The 2,221-nt window shown below is 28.7% G+C and carries 1 protein-coding gene; it reads right to left on the reverse strand.

Annotation, left to right across the window (positions count from 1 at the left end):
* Positions 1 to 1,779, reverse strand: a 1,779-nt coding sequence (locus V7266_RS29805) for a CgeB family protein (protein ID WP_335472854.1), incomplete at its 3' end; no start/stop codon positions are given.
* Positions 1,780 to 2,221: the final 442 nt, after the last annotated feature.

The following is a 2,221-nucleotide window of genomic DNA, read 5'->3' on the forward strand; positions in this document are numbered from 1 at the left end:
ATAGTAATCATAATTAATTAATTCAGAAATAGAATTATAATTATTTTCAATATATTCTTTTATAAAACATTTAACATTTTTAGAATTATATTTATTCATTATTTCATTACTATTCCTTACATCTTCTCTAATAAAAATTATTAATTCTTTATTTAAGTAGTTTTGATCATTAAAAACATTTATTAAATCTTTTATTTCACTCTCTGAGTCCACCAATGCAACTATTGCAATTCGTGGAACTTGTTTATTAATTTTGATACCAATTTTCCCTAAAATATAACGCAAACGATCGGAATAAGTATGGTTCATCATTACCCTTCTAATACCTTCTAAGGATCTTTTTTTCCATACAGTATCATTGCTAGTTAGTGTTTTAATTTCTTTTTCAGCAAACTCCCAATCATCACTTGCGATGATAATATCACCAAACATTTGGGATATTCCTTTTGAATAAGTACTAATAATTGGGGTCCCACATGCAAGGCCTTCAAATACACGTCTTGAAAACATCGTCGGTGAGTTTTTTACACTATTCACATTTAACATTACTTTATAACCCTTATAAGCTTTATCAATTTCACTATACTTTAAAGTACCTTTTACATTTTTTGTGTATTCCTCAGGGAAAACAAATGGTGTATCTGGCACTAAATAGTTACGATCATAAATAACTAGATTGTATGGTTTACATACTTTTAATATGGCATCCATATCTTTTTTACGGTCGGGATGTCTTTCACCATAATAAGTTCCAGCAAAACAAATTCCATCTTCTCTTTTATATTTTCTAATTGGATTATGAACCACTGGTTGTGCACTAAACGGCATTGCAAAAACATTATTATGTCCAGACGCCTCTCTGTAAGATGGGATCATATTTTTATCAGTTGTAAAAATATAGTCAAATTGAGAAGCCGTGCTTATAAACTTATCAAAGTGAACAGGATCTTCTTTGTTCCAAAAAATCGTAGGTATGTTATTTTTTTCACAAAAGTTAAGTACCTCTTTTATTTCTGGGTTCCCTTTATATTCTCTAATTTTATTTTTCCATGCAAAATCGTTGCCTTTCCAAGCAGACTCAACCATTAATATATGTGGTTTTTTTTCAGCGAAAACAACTCTCCAATTGTCAGGTGTAAAAGGAATCAGATTGCACTCTTTCGAAAAACTTTCTGTACTAAATTCATCAAAGATACAAGCTATTTTTAAATCAGATAATTTTCTTAATAATTTTAATTCTTCTAGGCCCATTTGACCATTATCATATTGGATGTATGCTTCAGTTGCAGCTTCTGGGGGATTCAATTTAATATTTATTTCATTTAGTCTAAAAACGCCTTTTCCTTCTAATCTAATAGCAAGACGATACTTATCTGCATTTGCATTAATTGCTATAGTTTTTTCTTGACCAGAAGGAATAACAACTTGCTGTACTTTTTTATTCTTATCATATCCAATAAAATATAATTCCCCGATTAATCCAGATTCCATCGTAGCATCATATTTAATAGTATATTTTCTATTTGGGTAAAACTTTAAATGGTTTACTTTAGGAGGGGTAGAGAATTTAGGATTGGAAGCTTCTTTGTAAACTAAATAAATCTGCTTATCAGTACTTTTATCAACGGATAATTTATCAGCTAATAATGGTTGCACTCCAGCAATTTTATTATTAAGCCATTCATTACCTTTACAGGAAAATTCAATATCACTTTCAATATTTTTGCTTATTTTATTAAGAATATTGTCAAACAAACCTAACATTTTTTCATGCTGCATATTCGCTATCTCCTTTATTACTTCCTATAATTCCAATACCAAGTAGTTATTTTGCCTAGTTTTGAATTCTTATACGCACTTAATCGTGCTTGCAAATATTTATTTTCTTGTTCTAGCTTTTTATTTCGCTCTTTTATCTTGATCGTGTCGTTATCAGGGTTTAATTCATTTTGTTTTTGCGCTTGTAAATATGAATGCCTTAATGNNCATTCTCTAATTGATTATTTTGATCTAATACTGTCTCTAATTTTTTTTCTAAATCTATCTGCTTATTAGTCATTTTTACTCAATCTCCTATTTTCTATCATAAGCATCGTTTACTCCAAGATACATTACAGAATATAAATGATTATGCTACTTGCTTATACAAACAATTCTTCACTGATTAATTAATATAAAGTATTTCAAAATAACTATTAAATATTCCATAAAGTATAGTAGG

This window comes from Neobacillus drentensis (assembly GCF_036965645.1).
Classification (GTDB): domain Bacteria; phylum Bacillota; class Bacilli; order Bacillales; family Cytobacillaceae; genus Neobacillus; species Neobacillus drentensis_D.